Raw genomic sequence first — 21,694 nt, forward strand, 5'->3', positions numbered from 1 at the left:
GAATAATATTAATATTGAAACTATCAAGGAGGCGTTAACGTGGAGAAAGAAAACGAGTATTTTGAACGTTGGATGTGCCATAGGGATGTACTTCACGATATATTAGATTTAATTGGTAACGAGTATATAGATTATAAACCTTGGAAAGATGCATTTTCATTGGGAGCTATGGCGATCCACATTGCAGTCTCATCCAATACGTTTGTACAATCCATAAAGGATGGTCAATTTACTCTACCATCTTCATCTAATCAGTTTGAAACAATGGATGATATAAGAAATATTGTTCGTGAGTATACAGAAAAAACAAAATCCACTTTTAAAATATTATCTGATTCAGATTTGAACCAACAACTGGTTTTCAATCAATTTACTGCATCAGGAAAAATGTGGCTTAATAATATGATTGATCATGAGATTCATCATAAAGGACAGTTGTTTACTTATGCTCGGTTAATTGGAATAGAAAAACTTCCTTTTTTTATAATTCAGCCTCCTAAACAGTAAATACAACGACTTTAAAAGAGAAGATTCGTCAGTTTTTGCCCTCAATAGCGATACTGGGGGCTTTTTTTGATGTGGTCACTGAGAGAGTTGGAATTTTTAATACATATCCTTAACGTTTTATAATGTGTAACATTACATAAAGACGTGGTAAATCAATGCTCAACTTCATTAACGTTAATTAATTTTTTAGAGTAAGAACCATGTTGTACTCATTATTCATAAGTGATTTTAAAATAGCAACTTCTATTTTAAGTGCAGCACGTTCTCTGGGCTGATCAAAATTGGTTACACGCCAATTGTATTTCGTTTTAAGAAAGAAAGCCCTTTAGATTTAACCCTCATAATAATGAAGGTGGACTCTGAAAAATAGAACGTTTCCTACTATGAATGAAGTCAATGCATCGAGCAATTTGTTCCACTCCTTGTTTAATTTGATTCTCGTTAACTTGAGAAATACTCAGACGAAGCATATTTTCCTTCCTATACTCTGGTAAAAACATCCTTACTGCATCATCCACGTAGATATTTTCCCGTAACAATAAATCAACCATTCGCTTCGCCTTAACGTGATCAGCAAGATATACTGTTAAATAAAATCCTGAAGTAGGTTTAGAAAAGGAAGTGTACGAAGGAAAATACATTTCACACGCTTCTTGAAGTAACTGCATCTTTCTATGATATAGACCTCTTATTCTTCTGATGTGTCCATTAAACATACCACTTTTTAAATAGATTTCTAAGGCTCCTTGAGAAAGTACAGAACTATTAAAATCTGAACTGAATTTATATCGCAAAAATGTGTTTATCATTAAATTTGGAAGTATTGCAATGGCAAGTCTTAATCCAGGGAGAAAAATTTTAGAGAAACTCTTAATATAAATCACTCTCCCTGAAGGATCATAAGAAAACATAGGATCAGATTTCGGGTTCGGATCGAGATCACCTAGAAAATCATCCTCGACTATGTAAACATCATATTTTTGGGCTAACTTCACGATTCTTTTTTTCTCATCGTTTGTATAACTGTGTCCAAGTGGATTATGAAACCTTGGTACAGTATAAAAAAATTTGATGTCATTGTTTCGAAATATATATGCTAAACGATCCAGATCCACTCCTTCCATTGATAACTCGATACCGAAAGTAGTCGTGTTATGAAGATGAATAGATTCAATAAATCCGAAATAGGTAGGTTGTTCGATTAAAATATTACTTTTTCCATTTGGAAAAGGCATTGAGACCAACATATTAAGGGCTTGCTGTGATCCCGACACAACAAACAATCTCTTTGGATCAGTAAATACCTGCAAATCCTGTAAATATTTAATAAGTTGATGGCGTAATGAATATAAGCCTTGTCGATCAGAATAATTGAATAGTTCTTCTTTATAAATATCGATAGCTTGGTTTATACAATGTCGAAACTCAATGTAAGGCATTACTTCTTTATCTGGACCGGCGGATAAAAAATCAATCTTTTTGTTATCGTTTTTAAAAGTTTGATATTCATTGACAACATAATACCCACTTTTAGGAACTGAATAAATCAAATGTTCCTTTTCTAATTCTTTATAAGCTCTAATTACCGTACTTTTACTGCAATTAAATCGTTCAGACAACTGACGAACGGAAGGGAGTTTATTTCCTGTACCTAGCGTTCCGTTTGCCACTTGTTCCTTAACTTCGCGGATAATAACCGTATATTTTGTATTCACAATAGAAAACCTCCCTATTTCTGTACCAGGACAGATGAATAAAAACGCTATATATTTAGTTGCCAGCTACTATTATATTTTAATTATACTAATACAGATCTTCAAAACAGAAGTCGAAAATCCGGAATGGCACCAATTAGCTACTTTATTCATAACAGTTTGGACAAAATGGGACAGATGTTTTATACGAGTTACTATCTAAAAGTTAGGGGTGGAATACTTTGATAGAAAGCAAAGAAAAGAAAGAGCGGCTAGGGTTAATTTTAGGATTTATAGGGGTTGTATGTTTTAGTTTGACACTTCCGTCAACACGTATAGCGGTTGAATACTTTGGTCCAACTGTTGTCGGGCTAGGAAGAACGGTAATAGCTTCAATCTTAGTTACTATTGTATTGTTTATAAGAAAGGAAAAACTGCCGACTGCAAAACAGTTTAAAGGGCTTATCATAGTAGCTCTTGGTGCGGTCTTAGGATTTCCATTGCTTACATCATGGGCGATGGAAAGTTTACCTGTTTCTCATGGAGCTGTAGAAATAGCCCTTTTACCATTAGCTACAGCAGGATTCGCGATTATTAGAGCAGGTGAAATTCCTTCTTTCAAGTTTTGGATTGCAAGTATTGTAGGATCTATGGCGGTTATTATATATGCCATCCATCTCGGATTCGGTCACTTACAATATGCGGATATGGCTTTGCTTGCTGCAGTAATTATCCTCGCCCTCAGTTATGCTGAAGGTGGCCGGTTAGCTCAAGACTTAGGTAGTTGGCAAGTGATTGCTTGGGCATTAGTAATAGCTGCTCCGTTTTTTATCATACCTGTCTTATTAAATTTATCTAGCGAAATGATTCATGTACCCCTGAAGGCTTGGATGAGTTTTATATACCTTGCTGTAGTTAGCCAGTTTTTAGCTTATGTTGCATGGTATAGTGGTCTTGCCATGGGAGGAATTTCAAAGGTAAGTCAGATCCAATATTTACAACCTTTTTTAATGATTCTTTTTGCAGCTTTATTATTAAACGAATCAATAACGCTTTTCACTATGGTGACTGCCGTAATCGTTGTATTTTCCGTTATACTAGGTAAGAATACTGCCGTAAGAAAGGTTCAACCCATATCACATGATCCTTTACCACAATCAAGTGAAACACATAAGTTAAAATCAATTGATTAGCCTGGATTACCAGAGGTTTTAATATCAGTGCTGCCATAATCAAACTCGTTTTTTCGATATAAAAAGCACTTGGTTTAAGGATTTCATGACACTGGACGTATACCATGATGTGTCTATATGTTTGTGCTTGGTTAGTTTATTGGAAGTTTAATTGTACTGATTTTTTATCAATCTTTTAGTTTAGTGGAAAATTAACAATAACCTTTAACAGAACAAAATAATTGTTATTCAATAATCGGGCGCTTTTCTGAAATAAGAAGGAAAGCGTTTTTCTTCATGAAAAGGGCCATTTTTTGGAATAACTCTTTATAAGGAAATTGGGTTTTTATGTTACATTTTGTGAAAAATTTACTTGAAGTAATTGGGCAGATTAGTATAATAAAGAAACAATAAAAAAGACCAATTATTGGTCTTGTAAGGTAGAGGTCTGTTCTAACTTTATTTTGCAATTTCTTTACTTTCTGTAGTAAATGAGGGATTGTGAATTTTTTTATCTAATAAACGAATTCCCTCAATGCATCCTTTAACAAGCAAAAAAGTAAACGAAAGAACAATAAATGTAATATAGCCATTCCAATCCTTATGATATTTCACTAAATTGGTATTTTTTTTCAAGCCAATTCTCAAAAAGTGTCATTGGACCGCTAAAAAGGAAAACACTTAAGATTGATTTTAACGGCTTCATTTTATAAGTAAATTGATTATACATGACACATGATAAAGGAAATAATATATATAAAAACACAATGTTTGAATCAAATAATTTAGGGAAATAGCGATGTGGATATTGCAAATATTTTGTCTTTATTACTGGTCCATCAAAAATAGTAGAAACTAGAGTTTTAATAAAATAAATAAGAAACCAGTCCTTCAAGTCACCTTTTTTTCGTAATAAGAAAATTATGCTTCCACCTATTCCAAATATAGTCAATAAGTTTAATATTGTCCTGTCCTTCATATATACACCTCCTTTAAATAAGATGTCCTTTTTCAAAAAAATTATCAAAAACAAGCTCTTGTCACACTACCAGGTGCGATTCTCAAAGATGAAAATTAAGATTGTGAAATATTACACTTAAACTATCGGGTGCGTTTCTACAATAAGGTGGAGACGCTTTTTCTTATTTCACTTACGAGGCAGGTTTGTTGAAGAAGGATATTTTCTGTTTTAAGCGAATTAGAATTACAAACAAACCTTAAACGAATACAGGTATTGAAATAACAGGAACATAGGAGGTATGAGATAGGAGGTATGAGATATGAAGATCAATAGAATAGATCATGTGAGTATAAACGTAAATGATCTTTCAGAGGCTAAAGCGTTTTTTCTTGATTTAGGACTTGAAGTGCAAGCGGAATGGGAATTGGATGGAGAACAGTTGGACAGAATAGTTGGGCTTAATGATGTTAAAACGGCATGTGTAGGATTGGGGATGCCAGATGGTCAGGCATGGATAGAGCTAGTCAAATTTTATACGCCGTCAGATGAAAAAGATATTCAGCAACCTTTTGCAAATACGCTGGGTATTCGACATATTTGCTTTGCTGTTGAAGATATTGAAGCTATTGTTGCAAAATTGAAAAAGAAGGGCACAGAAGTCTTTAGTGAGATACAGCAATATGAAGAAAGTTATAAGTTATGCTACGTTCGTGGTCCAGAGGGAATTATTTTAGAGTTGGCGGAGAAAATCAGATAAATATTGAATGGGACTTTAAATGATTTAGATATCCAACTTTAAAGATTTCTTCTTAAACTAACGGGTGCGCGCGACAAGTTCTGCTATAAGCGCTTTGTAGCGTGAAATGCAGGGAATTCGTTTAATAGATTCCAACTTTACAACGGAAGGTCGGAATGATGAAACCATGTTTTCTGAAACGACCTCATCAATACTCCTGCGTGCGTCATGAATGACAGTTCCTGGGGTTCGAAGCACAGGTGGAGTCGGCAGAAGGAAGGCTAGAGCCATTCCGTTAGAAAAGGTATGCTAACTGATATGCCGCATGGCTGAAAAACTAGATAAGGTGAGAATGTTCCACTTGAAAGGAACTGACGAACTTCCGAATGTAAGGGTCTAAAGTTAGAACATAGTGTAATGCTATGTCCCACCCTACGGTGGGGCGAGTGGTGTTGAGTAAAACTGCACCCTCTGAAATACGCTATACCGAACAATGGCGGTATCAAGCTCGCAGGCTTAAAGGAAGCACCTACGTTTAGAATGGATAGCTACGTTGTAAGGTACTTGGGAAGCAGGGAACGTTGAAACAAGGACTGTCATCCGAAACGTTTGCTATAAGGTAAAAGCCGAAATGCATTTATCCTTGTGAAGGTAGGGGTATGACCTATGAACCTCTTGTAATGAGAGGGGAGGAACAGCCCCAAGTCTAGCGGATTAGAACGATTATTTTCTTCACGTGAATGACACCGATCGGGTAGGAATGTGGGAACATCACTCTTTAGGAGGGATGCCACAGTGTCAACTTTGAGATATTGGGATTACTACAATATGACGGAAACCTTTACGGATTTACATGAAAGAGCTAATAATAACGAGTCCTTTTATTATCTATATGAAATCATCACATCAAGAGAAAATATTCTATTAGCTTACCGCACAATTAAATCCAATAAAGGGTCAAAAACATCTGGTACAGATGGGAAAACCATCAAAGATATTAAGATGTTATCGGAAAATGAATTAGTGAAAACTATCCAAACAAAACTAGAAAACTATCATCCTAAGAAGGTTAGAAGAAAATGGATTGAAAAGGAAAACGGTAAGTTTAGACCACTTGGAATACCATGTATTCTTGACCGTATCATTCAACAATGTTTTAAACAAGTTCTTGAGCCAATCGCTGAAGCCCACTTTTACAAACATAGCTATGGGTTCAGACCGTTAAGGTCTACTCATCATGCCATGGCGAGAGTACAATTCCTAATCAATCAATCACAACTACATTACGTTGTTGATGTCGATATTAAAGGATTCTTCGATAACGTTAACCATACGCTTCTTATCAAACAATTATGGAGCTTAGGCATTCATGATAGAAAAGTGTTAGCGTGTATATCTAAAATGCTAAAAGCTGAAATTGATAAAGAAGGCGTGCCATCTAAGGGTGTACAGCAGGGTGGCATCTTATCGACGATATTATCAAACATTGTATTAAACGATTTAGACCAGTGGGTCGTAGGACAATGGGAGTTTTTCCCCCTTTCGAAAGACTATAAATCAAAAGTTGGAGAAAGATACGCTAAGAAACGCACTAACCTGAAAGAAGGGTACCTCGTCCGCTATGCGGACGATTTTAAAATTCTCTGTCGAGATGGAAAAACGGCTCAAAAATGGTATCACTCAGTTAGATTATACCTAGAAGAACGTTTAAAACTAGATATATCACCAGAAAAATCGCAAATTGTAAATTTGCGAAAACGAGAATCAGAATTCTTAGGATTCACAATAAGAGTAGATATTAAGGGAAAGAAAAGAGTTGCCCATACAGGAATCAAACATAAAAAATGGAAGAAACTCAAGGAACAAGCAAAGATACACATCCGAAGAATCAAAAATTCCCCTACTATCCATAATGCCTTACGTTTTAATAGTTTTGTTTTAGGTATCCACAACTACTTCAACCGAGCTACTCATGTCAATCCAGAATTCTCACATCTTGCCTACGAGTTAAAAGCCTTTCTGTACAATCGCATTCGTTCTGTCGGGAAATATGGACATCCAATCAATCCCACTTCAACCTATAAAAAGTTTTATAGTACAGGATCTAAAACGTTCAAAATTGCTACTGTTTACTTGTTCCCGATAGGGAATGTTAAAACAGTTAATGCAATGAACTTTAGTCCAACATTATCTCTTTTTACAGAAGAAGGCAGAAAGAAAGTCTACGATAAATTAAAGCCAGATATTAAAACTGAAATCAGTGTACTAATGAAAGCAACTCTTCCAGAAAGAACTGTTGAATATTTGGATAATCGAATTAGTCGTTTTAGTATGAAAATGGGGAAGTGCGAAATCACTGGTTGGGATTTAACTGCTTATGATGTTCACTGCCACCACTATGTACCTAAACATCTGGGGGGAACGGATAAGTTTAACAACCTTCGCATTCTTCATAAAGACATACATCGGCTTGTTCACCGTATAGACCATGAAACGATTGTATCAGAAATACAAAAATTCGATTTAAATAACTCAATGATAAAGAAAATAAATCAATATCGAATGAAATGTGGGCTTGAAAAGGTAGAAACATCTCACGTCTAAAGTAACGAAGAACTTATAATCTATTATACATCGGTAGATGGACCGCAAAGTGCTGGGAAACTAGCATGCTTTGTGCGGAGCAGGGGAAAAGCTGGAGATGACTTCAAAGGCTTACCTATTGCTAACGTTAGTGGAAGAACAATTAAGTGATTTTAGGATTGAGACATATCTTAGTTATTCCATAAAAGGGCGCGCGCGACAAGTTCTGTTATAAGCGTAATACTACGTGAAAATACAGGGAGTTTAACAGGATAGACTTCAACTTTACAACGGAGGATGGGAATGATGGAGCCATGTTTCTTGAAACCATCCCGTCAATACTCCTGCATGCGTTATAAATGACAGGTTATAGGGTATGAAGCACAGGTAGATTCGGCAGAACGAAGGCTGAAGCCAGAAAGGTATGCCAACGGATATGCCGCACGGCTGAAAAACTAGATATGGTGAGAATGTTCCTTGAGAAGGGAACTGACGAACTTCCGAATGTACAGGTCTAGATTTTCAACATGGGGAAACTTATGTGTCATCCAACGATGACGTGAGTGGTGTGGAGTAAAACTGCGCCCTCTGAAACACGCTATACCGAACAAAGGTGGTATCCAGCTCACAGGCTTATAAGAAGCACCTAATTCTAGAATGGATAGCTACGTTGTAAGGGACTTGGAAAGCAAGAAACGTTGAAATAAGGACTGTCATCCGAAACGGTTGCCATAAAGATCATACTGAAAGGCATTTATTCTTGTGAGGGTAGGGGGTATGACCTAGGAATCTCCTGTAATGGGAGTGGAGGAACAGCCCCAAGTCGTGGGAACATTGCCTCCAGCAGGAGGGATGCCACAGTGCGAGCTTTTAGTAGGAATTATAAGATACTTCCTGTCTAAAGGTAACGAGGAACTTATAGTCTAGTACAATTCGTTAGATGGAGCGCCGGATGCTGGGAAACTAGCACGTCCATGGTGTGGAGCAGGGGAAAAGCTGGAGATAACTTCAAACGCTTACCTACTGCTAACATTCTGTAATAAGAAATGTGTCTTTATTCATGAAAAGGGAGGGAGATTGTGGAATAAAATGAAGACGACTGAATCTTTCAAAAAGGAAAAAAAGGTGAGCCGAAAAAATAATTTCCGGCTCACCTTTTTTCTATTGAAGTATAAATAAGAATAGATCTTAAAGCTTTAGAAGACAAAATCTAAGGTCAATTTTCATGAGTTAAAACCTCATATACATCGCGATCGTTCCAAGGTTGAACTGGTCGATGATTGTCTGGGAAGACGGATGCGAATAGGTCAATTTGTTCTTGAGATACTGTAATCGGTTCCGCAAAAACTATCCACTTTACCCCTTCAGAACAAGGTGGGGTGGTTAGGGATCCGTTATAATGGTACCCCGTTTTGTCTTGAGGTAATAAAGAAGAAAGATTAATTTTCTCTTCCAATTTAATATTTTCTTCCGATTCTTCCTTAGGTAACTTAGACCACAGTTCTGCTAGAATTTTATTCTCTTTTCCTGCCTTCATCAATACACCAAGTACAGCTAATTGATCGTCTTCACTTTTGTGTACTAAATGCAGCTCCATATCCAAATTTTTTCCTTCCATTTGATGTTCAGATGGAACATGGAAATGGAATTGAACTAATTTATATTCCTTACCATCAATAACAATAGAGTCGTCTGTGTTTGCATCTGCTTGAACAGTATGTCCATTATTTTTAATTGTAAAGGAGCTCGGCTGATAATTGATTTGGATATCTGCCTCTGAAGTTGTATTTGCTTTTGCATCTTCTAATTTGATGGGAGATTGTTCCATTCCTCTTCCGCATGCTTTAAAAGACGAGTCTAAGGCTGCCCAATATTCTGGTCCAGTATCCCCAGAATAAGACCATTGTATCTCATGTTCTTCTTTTTTCGTTTCATCCTGAGCCGCATTCTTATCATCGTGGTCTATTGGGGAAGGTGATGAAGAACATGCAGTAATAGTCACCAAGAACATACACATCATAATAAATCGAATCCATATCATTTTTCATTTCCTCCTTTGAAATTTAGGTTATATTTATTCAAAAGAGTTGATCACGTAATTGGATTGATAAAAAATGGTGGTAATAAGCATAAGTCTTCTAGTAAATATAGAAATCAAATTAAAGGAACTAGTAATAATTAAGGTAATCATGACTAAAACAGTTGCCATGCTAACATTAATATTCTTTTGTTTTCCGTTATCATCAATTGGGGAGTCTAAACTTTGGTTATCAACAAGATTAGTTTCTTGAACATCAATAGCTTGTAGGTAATCGTAAATAAAATAACAGGAAAAGCTATATATTATAATTAAAATAGAGACGGCCAGGTATCTATTCAAAACTTCACGCCCCTTTAAAAGTCTTGTCACAATTATATACCCTTTTTAAAGAGATTAATTTATTTAAATATGTATAATTCGTTAAGGAATTAGGAATTAGAAATCAAGTTTCGTATGTTCGATACCATAGAAAATAATATCCTAAGTGGCTACATTTCGCTAATATTATGTCGTAGCTTATTCAAGATCAAGAAAAGGGCGCGTTTTTCGAGTAACGTGTCTTTTGTATAGGGCCAAATTGTAGAGTAACGCAACCAACTTTAGTTCAAAAATGATACGATAACCCTACGAAGAAATATGAAGTTTGGCGCTCCGAACATCTAAAGGAGGTAGGAAACAACATGCAATTTTATGTTCCTTTGCAACCACCTAAATTACAAAAAGAATTGTTAGATTCCAATTATCATTATCGAGAATATTTGCCAAACAAGAGCCTGGAATCTTATGTTGCTTGCTATTGGACCGTTGATTTCCATTCATCGGAACAGAAAAAATTGCACCGTATCATACCGGATGGTTGCGCGGATATTATATTTGATCTGAAATCATCCTCTTTTTCAAAAGGAGCTTTTGTTGTTGGACTGATGACTGAATTTGAAGCCATAAATCTTACTCAAAAATGCTCCTTTTTTGGAATTCGCTTTTATTCAGATACTGTATACCGTTTTATAAGGCATCCCGTTTCTGAGTTTATTGGAAATCCTGTATTTCTTGAAGATATATGGGGGGATGAAGCTGCATTTATAACGGAAGAAATCCTATCAGCCAATGGAATTTCAAGAATAATTGAAAAGGTTGAATTAAAATTAAAGAGATTCCTACTGTTGAACGAATCAAAACCAAATTATTTGCTACAAACGGGTCTGCAATACATTTATGCTACTAAGGGAATGATTTCAATTCGATCTTTGGCAGAAAAACTCACTTACAGTGAAAGGAATATAAGAAGGATATTTCATAAGGAGTTAGGGGTGAGCCCGAAAGAACTTTCAGGTATCATTAGATTTCAAAGCCTTCTTCAAGAGCTATATAATAGTAATCAATATAGATTTACTAATATTGCTGTAAAATACGGATATTCTGATCAACCACACTTTATCAATAATTTCAGACGTTATTATGGCATGTCCCCCAACCAAGTTTTTAAAATAAACAGTACCACTAAGTAAATGTGTCCGTTTTTTACAATCTAAATAGCTAAACTAAATGATACTATTTATTAAACCCTTTGAATCAATCTTAAACTAAATGAGACAAGCAGAATATGTTGGTCCTGCTACAAGACCACCATTTCCTTACTATGTAAATTTATAAGGAGGTATGTATTTCATGAGGCCACGAATTACAGTAATTACATTAGGTGTAGATGATTTGGAAAGATCTTTGAAATTCTATCGAGACGGATTGGGGCTTCCAACAGAGGGTATAGTTGGCAAAGAATTTGAGCATGGTGCCGTAGCTTTTTTCGACTTACTATCAGGCATAAAACTTGCTATTTTTCAGCGCAAAGATATTGCGCATGATGCTCAGATTAATCAGACCGTTTCTAGTCCTACTGAATTTACTATTGGTCATAATGTAGAAAGTAAAGAAGAAGTTGACAAGGTAATGGAACAGGCAAAGAAGGCCGGTGCTATTATAACAGCCCCATCACATGACACTTTTTGGGGTGGTTACTCTGGTTACTTCCAAGACCCAGATGGCCACTTGTGGGAAGTAGTGTGGAATCCACATTTTGAGATCAAGGAATAACTCAATCTTAAATGATCTTCCACAAACGGGCGCTTTTCTAAAATAAGGAAAGCGTCTTTCTTCATGAAAAGGACCAGATTGTGGAATAAGGGATTGTGCAAATTAGGGCGATTTGAAATAATTGGTATTAAGTTAAAGGGAAGGATTGTGGAATAAGAGGTTCCTATATTTAATCCACAAAAGGACCAGATTGTAGATTACATCTTCACTGACTGGGTTTGTCAGGGGGAGTTGTTTTGTTAATAAACCAATCAATAAAAAATAAAAATAAAGGAGTGATGGAAGTGCGTTATCTTGTTTTGAGAAACCGACCGGCCCCTGTAATAATGTTTTAGCTATTCCCAATATCTGAATATTAATAACTTGAGGTGAGAGGAGAAAACAAATGAACCTAGAACTGATGGATATTTTTCGCATGGAATATGACTTTAGTTGGGATACTGAGACCTGGTTTTTACCTTTAGAATCTGCTCTTGAGGGTTTAAATTCCACAGATGCAAGCTGGCAACCCCCTGGAGGAGGGAATACAATTTGGCAAACTGTGAACCATCTAAATTATTACAACGCCCTACTTGTTAGACAAATCAATGACACAACGCCTAGAAAAAAGGCATCTAATAACAAGGCTACATTTGGAGATATCGGGGAACCAGCAGATTCTAAATGGAAGGCAGTCTTGGCAAAGAATACATTTGGAGATATCGGGAACCCAGCAGATTCTGAAAAATGGAAGGCAGTCTTGGCAGAAACACGCCTAATTTGTGAAAATTTGCGTAATTCACTAGCACAAGTTAATGACAGTCAGCTGGAAGAGGAACATGTTGGGGTTCTGGCTCGTCAAATTTTGCACAACGTATACCATATAGGGCAAATTGTATTAATTCGCAAACAACAAGGCTCTTGGCCAAAGGAGCGAGAATAATTTGTATATTCCGATATAGGGCGCAATTCAGAAGTATTAAATGCGTCGCCTATGATACCTCGCTGGTCCTCGTGTCTCGCGCACCTCTAGCGAAAATCGACGCCTTCAAAAAGCGCATGGGTTGGAACCTCCCTTGGTTTTCTTCGTTCGGCAGCGATTTCAACTATGACTTCCATGTTACGATGGATGAAGCCGTCGCTCCTATTATGTACAATTACTTGAATAAAGAGGAGCTTAAGCAAAAGGGAGAAACTTGGTTCCTAGAGGGGGAGCAACCTGGTGTAAGCGTCTTTTTGCGTGATGGCAGCAACATCTATCATACCTATTCAACTTACACTCGTGGCCTCGATATACTCATGAATACGTACAACTACCTCCTTGATTTAACGCCGATGGGACGAAACGAATCGAGCCCTGGCGAATGGGTGCGACACCACGATCGATATCAAGACGACTCACAGAATTCGAACTGCGGTTGTACGGAATAAGGTAGCTTGTAAGGCTACGAAAAGATCCCCTTGTAATGCTATAGTGCACATCATGAATTTAACTTCTGTTCTGATTTAACGAAGCTTGTTAACCCAATAGATTGGGTCGACAAGCTTTTTATGTTATTTCATATGAGCTGTTTTTCTAAAGGAACCAATCCAGAATGCTCTAGTAACTCATCAGGGTCCAATCCTCTTCATAAGTTTCTTCCTCCAATCCGAATAACTATTTTTGATTCTAATTGATTTGGTTACAATAGAAGATTAGAAGATCATTTGAATTGGGAGAATCATTTACATCATAGCGTTACTTTGCGGTCTATGGTAGGAACCCTGTCACTGGGCCATAGAGGCAAGCACTCCATTTTATATTTTAGTTTTGACTTTCAGTAAAAATTTGAAAGGTCACACCGAATTTGTCCGTTAAATCACCAAAAGCGGGGCTAAAAGGGGTTTCTCCAAACGGTATATTGATTTGACCGTCTTGCCGCAAAGCTTCAAAAATTCGTTTTGATTTTTCCACGTCGTTCGTTGAAATGCAAATTGTCACCTGTTTACCCTTTTCAATAGTCGAACCACCTGGAGCATCGGAAAACATGAGCTCCGTTTCACCCACTCGTAACTTTGCGTGTGCCACAAGATTTTTCAGATCATCGGTGAAAGTATTAGGCATTTCCGGCATATCTCCGTAAGTAATAATTGTGAGGACTTCAGCACCGATTGCTTGTTTATAAAACTGAATAGCTTCCCTTGCGTTTCCTTCCATATTTAAATAAGGTGTAATTCTTACTGTCATCATTGGTCAACTCCTTAATTTATTATTCTTATCAATTGTAGCAAATGAATAATTCTTTGATTTCTTTTCGATTGCTATCTTGAACAACCAACAGTAAACGATGCTTTTTTATGATCTTATGTTATACCTTAAACGGAGCACTTCAGTAAAGTAGCAAATCAATCTGATTATCCTTGTAAAAGGGCAATAGGAGGAGGAATCAGGTTGATAAAGGAAGAATTAATTATAAGAAGAAGTCAATGAAATTAAAATGGTTGGAGGGAGGGGAAAGGATAATGACTGACAGTTATCCAGAAATAGGTGAAGTGATTGGATATATTCATCAGCATATATACGAACCGTTGTCTCTTTCCGAGTTGGCTCGTTATGCTGCCTATAGCCCGTACCATTTTACTCGTATTTTTAAAGAAAAAATGGGTATCCCTCCGGTATATTATATTTCAGCTTTACGTCTTCAAAAGGCAAAGGATTTGTTGCTGCACACGAATTTGAGAGTACGGGATATTGGACTGGAAATCGGTCAAAAAAGTTTAGGAACATTTACGACCCGATTTACTGAGCGGGTAGGCATGACACCTTCCGATTTTCGGGACTCTGTGCAGAGAGCGGAGAATCATTTTCGTTCTTTACAAAAGCTTAGCGACTGGTCTGATTCCCATATTTCCACAGATCAACAAGCAACCATAAAAGGAACCGTTAAAGCGACCGTTCCTTTTGAGGGATTGGTTCTAATCGGTTTATTTGCTAAACCAATACCTGAAGGGCTCCCGATCCATGGAACGCTCGTTTCTTCGTTGGGAGACTTTCACATAATAGATGTCAAACCAGGCGTTTATTACTTAATGGCTACCTCTGTCTCTTGGGGAATGCAGGCCATGGACTTTCTGCTTCCTCAAAAAACCTTACGGACGCGATCGAAAAAGCCAATCATTGTAGAATCGTTTTCCTCCGTCCCACATCAAGAAGTAATTCTCTATCCTCCACGGCTCGACGACACCAATCCTTATCTCCTTGCCATTGTTAATGAATAATTTTCTCCAAAATATTCAAAAACATAGCAATCGATAAGAAATCCAGAAGGATAGGTGTACAATAACAAACAGTGGAGTATACCCCTTTAAAAAGAGCGCGATCTACTTAAAACAAGGTAACTTCCTCAGTTCCAAAAATTCTTGACAAAATTGACACGAAGTTATTCCATAAAAGGGCTCTTTTCTGAAATAAGGAAACCGTCTTTCTTCATGAAAAGGGCCAGATTGTAAAGTAATTCTTTCCTTGAACCTTGCTGCTTTTTTTGTGATATCGTATCCGTCAGCTCAATGACGTTTATTACAATTTATCCCTCAATTAAAATCTAGCAATCGAGAAGAAGTCCTTAGTATTCATGCGTGTTAAACTATGGATGTATAAGTAAAAAATAGCGAGAGGAGATAATTGCATGAATCAAAATTACAACACCTCTGCACTGCCTACGGTGGTCGACCGTGCCACCTGGCAGGCCGAACTCGATGCGCTGCGGGTCCGGGAGAAGGCGCACACTGGCGAAGGTGACGCGATTGCGGCGGCCCGCCGGCGGCTACCGATGGTCGAGGTGGACTCCACCATCCCGCTGATCGGCCCGGACGGGCCGGTCACGCTGCTGGAGGCGTTCGAGGGCCGCCACCAGCTGGTCGCCTACTTTCATATGTGGCACACTGGCCAGCCCGCCGCGGCCCAGTGCGAGGGCTGCACGTTCTTCAACGGGCAGGTTCGCGAGCTTTCTTACCTTCATTCCTGCGACGTCACCTACGCCACGTTCTGCCAGGGCCCGTATGAGGAGAGCGTGCGTTACCGCAATTTCATGGGCTGGGACGTGCCATGGTATTCGGTTCAGGACTCCGCCGCCGACCTGCTCGCCGGGCGCCGGTTCGGCCTGCTGGTGTGCTACCTGCGACACGGTGACCGCGTGTTCGAGACCTACTGGACCACCAGACGAGGCGTCGAGGTGATGTCCCCCACCCACGGCCTGCTGGATCTGACCGTGTACGGCCGGCAGGAGACCTGGGAGGACTCGCCTACTGGCTGGCCGCAAAGCGACGGGTACCGCACCAGCGAGCGTGCCTTTCGTACCAACGGACGGCCAACCGCCCAATGGTCTCGGCTTGCAGTCGGACGCTCCGACGACCTCGGCACCAGGGCCACCGCCACCGACCCACACTGTTGCCAAAAAAAGCCGTGACCTAGGGGTTCCTCCGGGATAACTGAAAAATAGGACATAGTGTGATGAAAGCTGGCTGTTATTCAATCATCGGGCGCTTTTCTGAAATAAGAAAAACGTCTTTCTTTATGAAAAGGGCCAGCATTCCTGTTATGAAGTAATATCCGATTTGAGAAAAAAATAAGCCCCTTGGTAAGATTGTCTTTGAGCTGGCCAGCAAAAAGGACAAGATACCAGGAGGCTACAGAATGAATTTTAACCAAAATCAAAAACTTGCTCAAATTACTTCTCAAACATTAATTATAGGCGTTGATATTGCGAAGTTCAATCATGTTGCACGAGCTCAGGACTTTAGAGGTGTAGAGTTCGGGTCATCTCTTTCTTTTGAAAACACTATAATGGGATTTAATAGTCTTTTAGATTGGATACAAAAACTTATCACTAATCATGAAATGGATCAAGTGATCATCGGGATGGAGCCCACTGGTCATTACTGGCTTAACTTAGCCCATTTTTTGAAAGAACAGGAAATCAAATTTGTTGTGGTAAACCCTTTACATGTAAAGAAAGCCAAAGAGTTAGATGATAACTCACCAACTAAGAATGATGTGAAATATGCGAAGGTCATTGCTCAGTTAGTGAAAGATGGGAGATACGCTGAACCGAATATCCCAGAAGGTGTTTATGCGGAACTCAGTGGTGCTAGAAAAATTCGCGATCTCTTATCTGTCGATCTTCAATCGGTTCAAGGACAAATTCACAACTGGATTGATCGTTATTTCCCCGAGCTATTAACCGTCTTTAAAAACTGGGAAGGGAAAGCAGCTCTCCAAATATTGAAACTGAACCTACTACCATATGAGTTAGTGAAACTCACTGATCAAGAGTTATTAACCCATCTTAGACAGACTGTAAAACGTGGAGTAGGGCTAAAGAAAATGCAAGAATTAAAACAAGTGGCCAATCTTTCAATTGGTATTCGTCAGGGGTCAGATATGGCGAAATTAGAACTGCAGATTCTTTTAGAAAAGTATGAGTTCATACAAACTTAAATTCGAAGATCTCGAGTCCAAAATGGATTCTCTTCTTGAACAGGTTCCAGGTGTTGAACAAATGTTGGGGATCACAGGTATTGGCAGGGACACGGTCATAGGCTTCTTCTCAGAGGTCGGAGACCTCAGCCAATACTCTCATCCCCGACAGATTATCAAACTCGCTGGTCTTAACCTAAAGGAAAATACATCAGGGAAGCACAAGGGTCAGACAAAGATTACGAAGAGAGGCAGAAAAAAATTGAGAGCCCTTTTGTTTAAAGTAGCCATGCCCCTTGTCGCTAAGAATTCAGCTTTTAAAGCATTACATGAGTATTATACAACTCGACCCAACAATCCATTGAAGAAGATGCAATCCATGATTGCTTTGTGTAACAAGTTGATTCGTATATTGTTCGCTATCGGTAAAAAGAAGTTTGAGTTTAGTGAAGAACGGATGTTAATGGCAGTAGCACAGGAAGCAGCATAGATTACGATAGTTTAATTAGTAAGTTAGGAGTTCATTATTAGACATTTGAAGCATGGATTAGTCAGTAAAGCAACAAAACTTCGGGCACAGACCCTGTGGGCCAGCGTAACTAACATCCACCTCATGGAAAGGTTGAACGAAGGAATTTTGAAAGTCATTCTTGAAATGATAGTTATTCTTAAGTTGGGAGGAATGGAAATGACACAAAATCAAGGTACAAAAACCGAAGTAACGACCGCCACTGAAAATCAAATTGTGCAAGGAGAATCGCCTATGAGCGGAACTAATTTCAGCGTTGTGGAAGCAGGTTCTTTTAGTAGCCTATTAAGTATGTCAAAGGATCCCATCCCGGGTAAGAATTTTCTTAAAGAAAAGCTTGGACTGACAGGCATGGAGGTTTCACTGAACCAACTACCGGAGGGGGGTACTGTCCCGTTCTATCACAAACATCGCGAGAACGAGGAGTTATACCTTTTCATTGGCGGACGAGGTCAGTTTCAGGTTGATGGACAAATTTTTGAAGTCAGGGAAGGAACTGCAGTTCGCGTAGGGCCAGAGGGAGTACGCACGCTACGCAATAACGGTAATAAGGATTTGTATTTCATCGTTATTCAAGTCCAGGCGGGCAGTCTCCAACAATGGGTAGAGACTGATGGCGTTATTCTGGAAAAACCGGTGACTTGGTCGGAATAGCGACCATAAGGTTGTATTGATCGGGCGCGCTTCTGGAATAAGGACAGCACAATTTTTCATTTAAAGAGCCAGAATGTAGAATATAAGAAGCAAGGGAAAGAGGAGGAATCTAAATGGATTATCATCCGATTAATCTAAGGGAAAAGTTGTCTAAATTTAGTGACCAATGGTCGCCTAAAGTCATTGGTGAAATGAATGACTATCAGTTTAAGCTGGTAAAGGTTCTAGGGGATTTTGTATGGCACGATCATAAAGAGACTGATGAGGTATTCATAGTACTTGACGGCGAGATGGCCATCGCTTTTCGTGATGGAGAGGTCAAACTCTCCAAAGGAGAAATGTATGTTATACCAAAAGGTGTGGAGCATAAGCCCTATGCTGAAAAGGAATGCAATATAATGCTGGTGGAGCCAAAAGGTGTAGTCAACACTGGTGAAACCAAAGGCGAATTGACTGCTGAAAACGATGTATGGATTTAAGCTAATAAGTTAGTATGTATTGAACAAACAAATTACCGATCACTTTCACCAAATAGGATATGGACTCACTAAAATGTTCTTCAACGGGCGCTTTTCTGGAGCAGAGAGCACTGCAAAAAGGTTAATTTAATTTACTAAACACAACATGTAGTATGCGATTTGAAGAGTTAGTCACCACTGATTGTAGGAGCTAACCCTTTTTTCGTTAATATACTGACTTTTGCAGTGCCCTCGGAGCAAGGAATGCGCTCTGGAATTAGTCTTCTTGGACAATCGGGGCATTTGGTGGAAGGAGAACCATTAGTTTCTCCTTCCAAGCAACAAAACTACCTTTAAACAGAAGGAAAGTGGCTCATCGTGTTCATTCAATTGCATATCGAATGTTTTTTTACATTTAGGTGAAGCTGTTTGCAAAAGTTTGACAAGCTCTCGAAGCGCATCAGCTGGTGTCGCGGATCGCTCCACCCAATCGAGAAATTCAATGCGAAGGTCCCATTTCGAAACTTCTTGGTAAAGCAGACCACTTTCTTCAAAAACTTGACACCACTTGGAGAGTGTAAATTCCCGAACGTGTGACGGATCACGCTTATGATCCAAATCATTAATAAAGGCATCCAATACCGGATCTTCCGGTGCATAATGATCAATCAGCAAAAACTTTCCGCCCGGTTTCAAAACACGGGTAACTTCGCTCACCGATTTTTTTATATTTGAAAAATGGTGTGCCGCTAACCGACAAGTGACAACATCAAAAAATGTATCGGGGTATGGTAAATCTTCTGCATCACCAAAAAGAAATTCAACATTTTCAATGCCTCGACTTTTTGCAATTCTATTGGCCTCTTGAACCATTTCTTTTGTTAAATCAACACCATAACATCTTTTAACAAACGGTGCGAAGGCAAAGGCAGTATGTCCGGCGCCCGATGCGATATCTAGAACGTTTTCCTTTCCAGATAACCCCGCTGACTCAACCATTAGGCCTAGATCTGCCCCTTTAGCGTGTATAGACGATTCCCGATATTTTTCTGCTTTTGAGCCAAATTGCTGCTGAACCTTTTCTTTTCCGGTCTTTAACATTTTTTCATCCTCCTCCTCCTCCTCTTACTTATATGAACGATCATACTTTATGGACGTCCATTCGTCTAAGATATATAATCTATTGCAATAATAGTTATTAGCTATGGAGTGAAACAAACATGGAAATGCGTTTATTGGAATATGCATTAGAGGTTTACCGACAAAAAAACTTTACACGGGCAGCTAGCAGATTGCATATCGCCCAACCATCATTAAGCAAACAAATTGCTAAATTGGAGCAGGATCTCGGTGTCAGTCTTTTTTATAGGGGTCATGGAGCGATTGAACCGACACCTGATGGGGTGCGTTTTGTTGAGCAGGCCGAAAAAATTTTGCAAATGCGCGATGATCTTGAACGTGAAATGCATGAACGCAAGGAAGGAGTTGGAGGAGATTTAATTATCGGAACAACCGCGATTACGGGCGGGCATGTGCTGCCTCCATTGCTTCAGGCATACAACGCACAATATCCACATGTCCGTATTCATTTGGTTGAAGAGGCGACTGAAAAACTTAAGGAATTAACTGCTAGAGGTTTAATCGATGTTTCGATTTTATCACTACCCGTGGAAGACACACGCCTAACCACGAAAACGATGTTGACGGAACCGTTGTATCTTGCTTTACCGCGAACCCTTAAACCATGGATGTCTAAAACATTACAAGATTTTATCAGTTCACCGACGTCTTTAAATTTGGAATATGTATCCATACGATCATTAATAAACCAGCCGTTTATTTTACTGAAGAAAGGATTCGGATTTCGCCGAACAGTTCTTGAACTTTGCGAAAACAGTGGATTTCAACCACAGGTTACTTTCGAGACCAGTAATATTGAAACCGCACAATCACTTGTGACAAATGGTCTGGGTGTTACCATTGTACCGAATATGGTCTTACGCCAGAATCCTGAACGGAATTTGTTGTACGTAAAACTTGATTCAAATCCTACCCGTACACTGGTCTTTGCTTATAACCGGGAACGTTATCTAAGTATAGCCACCAAAACTTTGATTATGGTTCACGAAAAACAAGAAGAGAGAACACATGATTAGAATGACTGGCCAACACTAATCAGATTATTATGTTCTTCGATCATCGAAAGCTCCTTGTAAGTTGGTGATTTCTTGAAGCTAATCATTTGTTCCATTATCGGGAGCATATCACAGCAAGAGTTGTGCTCTTTCTTTGTGTAAGGGCCATATCCTGGAGTAAGGAGGGAAATTAATTGGGTCACCTTGAAAATGTAAGTTATACCGTTTAAGGGCGGTTATCTAGAAAAATTAACTAAATGGTATGAGGGATATAAAAAGGTAAATATTGGGTATATGTGTGAAAAAATGGTGGATAATGTGGTTTGTTTGCATACCTATTTTCTTGGTTTCATATGTTTATTCAATTTTTATAATAAGTAAAATTGCTTATTTACCACAATCAGAATGTAAACTAAAATTTATCTTTATACCTCAAGATGTTCAATATTGTAGTGAAATTTATCCAATTGATGTGATTTTGATTGCTTTTAAGACAAACCCAATTACTTATATCTGGTTATTGACTGGACTTTACATAATTGGTTTCTTAGTTTTTGTTTTGATTACTAAAATACGGAAAAGGAAGTTACGAACTAACGCGTTATTTAATAAGAATTAAGTGATTTTAGGACTTAGTCCATATTTTTGTTATTCCAGAATAGGGCGCTTTTCTCGAATAAGAAAATTACTAATGTATTA

18 protein-coding genes and 2 pseudogenes are annotated in these 21,694 nt (G+C 38.4%); 14 read left to right on the top strand and 6 right to left on the bottom strand.

The window, feature by feature from the left end; all coding sequences use genetic code 11:
• The first annotated feature begins 39 nt into the window (after positions 1-39).
• Positions 40-507 carry a DinB family protein gene (locus ACJROX_RS06915; RefSeq protein WP_408010018.1) on the top strand — a complete coding sequence of 156 codons (468 nt, stop codon included), beginning with the start codon at positions 40-42 and terminating at the stop codon, positions 505-507.
• A 338-nt stretch (positions 508-845) separates the two neighbouring features.
• On the opposite strand, the gene ACJROX_RS06920 is transcribed toward ACJROX_RS06915, so the two are convergent.
• Entirely contained in the window at positions 846-2,222 is a 1,377-nt protein-coding gene (locus ACJROX_RS06920; protein ID WP_408010019.1) for a PLP-dependent aminotransferase family protein, read from the bottom strand.
• 221 nt (positions 2,223-2,443) lie between these two features.
• On the opposite strand from ACJROX_RS06920, the gene ACJROX_RS06925 reads away from it, so the two are divergent.
• A complete protein-coding gene (locus ACJROX_RS06925; RefSeq protein ID WP_408010020.1) occupies positions 2,444-3,394 on the top strand; it encodes a DMT family transporter in 951 nt (316 codons plus the stop codon).
• Positions 3,395-3,974: 580 nt separating this feature from the next.
• On the opposite strand, the gene ACJROX_RS06930 is transcribed toward ACJROX_RS06925, so the two are convergent.
• Positions 3,975-4,352, bottom strand: coding sequence for a CBO0543 family protein (locus ACJROX_RS06930; RefSeq protein WP_408010021.1), 378 nt, complete (start codon positions 4,350-4,352; stop codon positions 3,975-3,977).
• A 301-nt stretch (positions 4,353-4,653) separates the two neighbouring features.
• Between ACJROX_RS06930 and ACJROX_RS06935 the strand changes: the two genes are divergently transcribed.
• Both ACJROX_RS06935 and ltrA read left to right on the top strand, forming a co-directional pair.
• Positions 4,654-5,091, top strand: a complete 438-nt coding sequence (locus tag ACJROX_RS06935; RefSeq protein WP_071358291.1) for a VOC family protein — start codon at positions 4,654-4,656, stop codon at positions 5,089-5,091.
• Between the two features lie 774 nt (positions 5,092-5,865).
• Entirely contained in the window at positions 5,866-7,674 is a 1,809-nt protein-coding gene (gene ltrA / locus ACJROX_RS06940; RefSeq protein WP_408010022.1) for a group II intron reverse transcriptase/maturase, read from the top strand.
• 1,195 nt (positions 7,675-8,869) lie between these two features.
• Here the strand turns inward: ltrA and ACJROX_RS06945 are convergent.
• Positions 8,870-9,694: a carbonic anhydrase gene (locus ACJROX_RS06945; protein ID WP_408010023.1), complete on the bottom strand. Its 825-nt coding sequence runs from the start codon at positions 9,692-9,694 to the stop codon at positions 8,870-8,872.
• 33 nt (positions 9,695-9,727) lie between these two features.
• Positions 9,728-10,063 carry a hypothetical protein gene (locus ACJROX_RS06950; protein WP_408010024.1) on the bottom strand — a complete coding sequence of 112 codons (336 nt, stop codon included), beginning with the start codon at positions 10,061-10,063 and terminating at the stop codon, positions 9,728-9,730.
• Positions 10,064-10,374: 311 nt separating this feature from the next.
• Between ACJROX_RS06950 and ACJROX_RS06955 the strand changes: the two genes are divergently transcribed.
• The 4 genes from ACJROX_RS06955 to ACJROX_RS06970 all read left to right on the top strand — a co-directional run bounded on the left by ACJROX_RS06955 (position 10,375) and on the right by ACJROX_RS06970 (position 13,195).
• Positions 10,375-11,202, top strand: coding sequence for a DUF6597 domain-containing transcriptional factor (locus ACJROX_RS06955; RefSeq protein WP_408010025.1), 828 nt, complete (start codon positions 10,375-10,377; stop codon positions 11,200-11,202).
• 160 nt (positions 11,203-11,362) lie between these two features.
• A complete protein-coding gene (locus tag ACJROX_RS06960; protein ID WP_408010026.1) occupies positions 11,363-11,785 on the top strand; it encodes a VOC family protein in 423 nt (140 codons plus the stop codon).
• Between the two features lie 385 nt (positions 11,786-12,170).
• Positions 12,171-12,707, top strand: coding sequence for a DinB family protein (locus tag ACJROX_RS06965; RefSeq protein WP_408010028.1), 537 nt, complete (start codon positions 12,171-12,173; stop codon positions 12,705-12,707).
• On the top strand, positions 12,686-13,195 hold the full coding sequence (locus ACJROX_RS06970) for a DUF899 family protein (RefSeq protein WP_408010029.1): 510 nt from the start codon (positions 12,686-12,688) through the stop codon (positions 13,193-13,195). Before ACJROX_RS06965 ends, ACJROX_RS06970 begins: the two co-directional genes overlap by 22 nt.
• Before the next feature lie 373 nt (positions 13,196-13,568).
• Here ACJROX_RS06970 and ACJROX_RS06975 read toward each other — a convergent pair whose 3' ends face one another.
• Positions 13,569-13,991, bottom strand: a complete 423-nt coding sequence (locus ACJROX_RS06975) for a VOC family protein (RefSeq protein WP_408011601.1) — start codon at positions 13,989-13,991, stop codon at positions 13,569-13,571.
• 275 nt (positions 13,992-14,266) lie between these two features.
• Between ACJROX_RS06975 and ACJROX_RS06980 the strand changes: the two are divergent.
• The 5 genes and pseudogenes from ACJROX_RS06980 to ACJROX_RS07000 all read left to right on the top strand — a co-directional run bounded on the left by ACJROX_RS06980 (position 14,267) and on the right by ACJROX_RS07000 (position 18,881).
• A pseudogene (locus ACJROX_RS06980) lies at positions 14,267-15,059 on the top strand (helix-turn-helix transcriptional regulator).
• 370 nt (positions 15,060-15,429) lie between these two features.
• Positions 15,430-16,209 (top strand): DUF899 family protein, encoded by a 780-nt coding sequence (locus tag ACJROX_RS06985; RefSeq protein WP_408010030.1) that lies wholly within the window; start codon positions 15,430-15,432, stop codon positions 16,207-16,209.
• 227 nt (positions 16,210-16,436) lie between these two features.
• A pseudogene (locus tag ACJROX_RS06990) lies at positions 16,437-17,709 on the top strand (IS110 family transposase).
• A 273-nt stretch (positions 17,710-17,982) separates the two neighbouring features.
• On the top strand, positions 17,983-18,402 hold the full coding sequence (locus ACJROX_RS06995; RefSeq protein ID WP_408011602.1) for a cupin domain-containing protein: 420 nt from the start codon (positions 17,983-17,985) through the stop codon (positions 18,400-18,402).
• A gap of 113 nt (positions 18,403-18,515) precedes the next feature.
• Positions 18,516-18,881: a cupin domain-containing protein gene (locus tag ACJROX_RS07000; protein WP_408010031.1), complete on the top strand. Its 366-nt coding sequence runs from the start codon at positions 18,516-18,518 to the stop codon at positions 18,879-18,881.
• Positions 18,882-19,181: 300 nt separating this feature from the next.
• Here ACJROX_RS07000 and ACJROX_RS07005 read toward each other — a convergent pair whose 3' ends face one another.
• Positions 19,182-19,961 carry a class I SAM-dependent methyltransferase gene (locus ACJROX_RS07005; RefSeq protein WP_408010032.1) on the bottom strand — a complete coding sequence of 260 codons (780 nt, stop codon included), beginning with the start codon at positions 19,959-19,961 and terminating at the stop codon, positions 19,182-19,184.
• Between the two features lie 119 nt (positions 19,962-20,080).
• On the opposite strand from ACJROX_RS07005, the gene ACJROX_RS07010 reads away from it, so the two are divergent.
• On the top strand, positions 20,081-21,016 hold the full coding sequence (locus ACJROX_RS07010; protein ID WP_408010033.1) for a LysR family transcriptional regulator: 936 nt from the start codon (positions 20,081-20,083) through the stop codon (positions 21,014-21,016).
• Positions 21,017-21,694 lie beyond the last annotated feature (678 nt).

The sequence above is a fragment of the Pseudalkalibacillus sp. A8 genome, assembly GCF_045920555.1.
Taxonomy (GTDB): Bacteria; Bacillota; Bacilli; order Bacillales; family Fictibacillaceae; genus Pseudalkalibacillus.

Excerpts from the sequence above, each read along its gene's own strand:
- ACJROX_RS06965 (WP_408010028.1), top strand. The coding sequence starts at position 12,171 with ATGAACCTAGAACTGATGGATATTTTTCGCATGGAATATGACTTTAGT.
- ACJROX_RS07005 (WP_408010032.1), bottom strand. The coding sequence starts at position 19,961 with ATGTTAAAGACCGGAAAAGAAAAGGTTCAGCAGCAATTTGGCTCAAAA.
- ACJROX_RS06945 (WP_408010023.1), bottom strand. The coding sequence starts at position 9,694 with ATGATATGGATTCGATTTATTATGATGTGTATGTTCTTGGTGACTATT.
- ACJROX_RS06995 (WP_408011602.1), top strand. The coding sequence starts at position 17,983 with ATGAGCGGAACTAATTTCAGCGTTGTGGAAGCAGGTTCTTTTAGTAGC.
- ACJROX_RS06935 (WP_071358291.1), top strand. The coding sequence starts at position 4,654 with ATGAAGATCAATAGAATAGATCATGTGAGTATAAACGTAAATGATCTT.
- ACJROX_RS06985 (WP_408010030.1), top strand. The coding sequence starts at position 15,430 with ATGAATCAAAATTACAACACCTCTGCACTGCCTACGGTGGTCGACCGT.
- ACJROX_RS06930 (WP_408010021.1), bottom strand. The coding sequence starts at position 4,352 with ATGAAGGACAGGACAATATTAAACTTATTGACTATATTTGGAATAGGT.
- ACJROX_RS07010 (WP_408010033.1), top strand. The coding sequence starts at position 20,081 with ATGGAAATGCGTTTATTGGAATATGCATTAGAGGTTTACCGACAAAAA.
- ACJROX_RS07000 (WP_408010031.1), top strand. The coding sequence starts at position 18,516 with ATGGATTATCATCCGATTAATCTAAGGGAAAAGTTGTCTAAATTTAGT.
- ACJROX_RS06975 (WP_408011601.1), bottom strand. The coding sequence starts at position 13,991 with ATGACAGTAAGAATTACACCTTATTTAAATATGGAAGGAAACGCAAGG.
- ACJROX_RS06960 (WP_408010026.1), top strand. The coding sequence starts at position 11,363 with ATGAGGCCACGAATTACAGTAATTACATTAGGTGTAGATGATTTGGAA.
- ACJROX_RS06955 (WP_408010025.1), top strand. The coding sequence starts at position 10,375 with ATGCAATTTTATGTTCCTTTGCAACCACCTAAATTACAAAAAGAATTG.